Origin of the sequence: Listeria valentina, from assembly GCF_011800755.1 — a bacterium.
In the GTDB taxonomy this organism is placed as follows: Bacteria; Bacillota; Bacilli; order Lactobacillales; family Listeriaceae; genus Listeria; species Listeria valentina.
Map to the genome: position 1 here is coordinate 1 of NZ_JAATJW010000115.1, position 3,111 is coordinate 3,111.

1 rRNA gene is annotated in these 3,111 nt (G+C 51.8%); it reads left to right on the forward strand.

Going from position 1 to position 3,111, the window contains the following annotated elements:
• Positions 1–164: 164 nt before the first annotated feature.
• Positions 165–3,097 (forward strand): 23S ribosomal RNA (locus tag HCK02_RS13570).
• Positions 3,098–3,111 lie beyond the last annotated feature (14 nt).

Sequence of the window (3,111 nt, forward strand, 5' to 3'; positions counted from 1 at the left end):
TGTTCTTTGAAAACTAGATAAGAAAAGTTAGTGTAGAAAGACGAAGAGAAACCGTAGGTTTTTCTTCAACCAAAACCGAGAATCAAACCGAGAAAGAATCTTTCCGTTTTCATAAGCGATCGCACGTTTATGAAAACACAACAGCACCTTCGTAAGAAGGATGAGGTTAAGTGAGGAAGGGCGCACGGTGGATGCCTTGGCACTAGGAGCCGAAGAAGGACGGGACTAACACCGATATGCTTTGGGGAGCTGTACGTAAGCTTTGATCCAGAGATTTCCGAATGGGGGAACCCTCTATCTTTAGTCGGATAGAATCCTTACGTGAATACATAGCGTAGGGAAGGCAGACCCGGGGAACTGAAACATCTTAGTACCCGGAGGAAGAGAAAGAAAATTCGATTTCCTGAGTAGCGGCGAGCGAAACGGAAAGAGCCCAAACCAAGAAGCTTGCTTCTTGGGGTTGTAGGACACTCATTGTGGAGTGATAAAAGAAGGCGATAGATGAAGCGGCTTGGAAAGGCCCGCCAGAGACGGTAACAGCCCGGTAGTCGAAATGGTCTTCTCTCCCGAGTGGATCCTGAGTACGGCGGAACACGTGAAATTCCGTCGGAATCCGGGAGGACCATCTCCCAAGGCTAAATACTCCCTAGTGACCGATAGTGAACCAGTACCGTGAGGGAAAGGTGAAAAGCACCCCGGGAGGGGAGTGAAAGAGTACCTGAAACCGTGTGCCTACAAGTAGTTAGAGCCCGTTAATGGGTGATAGCGTGCCTTTTGTAGAATGAACCGGCGAGTTACGATTTGTTGCAAGGTTAAGCGGAAAAAGCGGAGCCGTAGCGAAAGCGAGTCTGAATAGGGCGTATGAAGTAACAGGTCGTAGACCCGAAACCAGGTGATCTACCCATGTCCAGGATGAAGGTAAGGTAATACTTACTGGAGGTCCGAACCCACGTACGTTGAAAAGTGCGGGGATGAGGTGTGGGTAGCGGAGAAATTCCAATCGAACTTGGAGATAGCTGGTTCTCTCCGAAATAGCTTTAGGGCTAGCCTCGAGGTAAGAGTCATGGAGGTAGAGCACTGTTTGGACTAGGGGCCCCTCTCGGGTTACCGAATTCAGATAAACTCCGAATGCCATTGACTTATCCTCGGGAGTCAGACTGCGAGTGATAAGATCCGTAGTCGAAAGGGAAACAGCCCAGACCACCAGTTAAGGTCCCCAAATATACGTTAAGTGGAAAAGGATGTGGGGTTGCTTAGACAACCAGGAGGTTGGCTTAGAAGCAGCCATCCTTGAAAGAGTGCGTAATAGCTCACTGGTCGAGTGACCCCGCGCCGAAAATGTACCGGGGCTAAACGTATTACCGAAACTGTGGATGAATCCCGTCAGGGATTCGTGGTAGGAGAGCGTTCTAAGGGCGACGAAGCTAGACCGGAAGGACTAGTGGAGCGCTTAGAAGTGAGAATGCCGGTATGAGTAGCGAAAGAAGGGTGAGAATCCCTTCCACCGAATATCTAAGGTTTCCTGAGGAAGGCTCGTCCGCTCAGGGTTAGTCGGGACCTAAGCCGAGGCCGATAGGCGTAGGCGATGGACAACAGGTTGAGATTCCTGTACCAGTCTTTGTTGTTTGACGATGGGGTGACACAGAAGGATAAGGGAGCGCACGGATGGAAGTGTGCGTCCAAGCAGTGAGTGTGAGAAGTAGGCAAATCCGCTTCTTGTGAAGCATGAGCTGTGATGGGGAAGGAAATAAAGTACGGAAGTCCCTGATTTCACGCTGTCAAGAAAAGCCTCTAAGGAGAGAAAGACTGCCCGTACCGCAAACCGACACAGGTAGATGAGGAGAGAATCCTAAGGTGAGCGAGAGAACTCTCGTTAAGGAACTCGGCAAAATGACCCCGTAACTTCGGGAGAAGGGGTGCTCTGATAGGGTGAAAGCCCGAGAGAGCCGCAGTGAATAGGCCCAGGCGACTGTTTAGCAAAAACACAGGTCTCTGCAAAACCGTAAGGTGACGTATAGGGGCTGACGCCTGCCCGGTGCTGGAAGGTTAAGAGGATGGGTTAGCTTCTTGCGAAGCTCAGAATTGAAGCCCCAGTAAACGGCGGCCGTAACTATAACGGTCCTAAGGTAGCGAAATTCCTTGTCGGGTAAGTTCCGACCCGCACGAAAGGCGCAACGATCTGGGCACTGTCTCAACGAGAGACTCGGTGAAATTATAGTACCTGTGAAGATGCAGGTTACCCGCGACAGGACGGAAAGACCCCGTGGAGCTTTACTGCAACCTGATATGGAATGTTTGTACCGCTTGTACAGGATAGGTAGGAGCCATTGAATCGTGTGCGCCAGCATACGAGGAGGCGCTGGTGGGATACTACCCCCGCTGTATGACCATTCTAACCCGCCACGCTTAGCGCGTGGGGAGACAGTGTCAGGTGGGCAGTTTGACTGGGGCGGTCGCCTCCTAAAGAGTAACGGAGGCGCCCAAAGGTTCCCTCAGAATGGATGGAAATCATTCGCAGAGTGTAAAGGCACAAGGGAGCTTGACTGCGAGACTGACAAGTCGAGCAGGGACGAAAGTCGGGCTTAGTGATCCGGTGGTTCCGCATGGAAGGGCCATCGCTCAACGGATAAAAGCTACCCCGGGGATAACAGGCTTATCTCCCCCAAGAGTCCACATCGACGGGGAGGTTTGGCACCTCGATGTCGGCTCGTCGCATCCTGGGGCTGTAGTCGGTCCCAAGGGTTGGGCTGTTCGCCCATTAAAGCGGCACGCGAGCTGGGTTCAGAACGTCGTGAGACAGTTCGGTCCCTATCCGTCGCGGGCGCAGGAAATTTGAGAGGAGCTGTCCTTAGTACGAGAGGACCGGGATGGACGCACCGCTGGTGTACCAGTTGTTCCGCCAGGAGCATCGCTGGGTAGCTATGTGCGGCCGGGATAAACGCTGAAAGCATCTAAGCGTGAAGCCCCCCTCAAGATGAGATTTCCCATTTCTTTAAGAAAGTAAGATCCCTGAAAGATGATCAGGTAGATAGGTTTGGAGTGGAAGTATGGCGACATATGGAGCGGACAAATACTAATCGATCGAGGACTTAACCTCAAAAAGAACTTTCC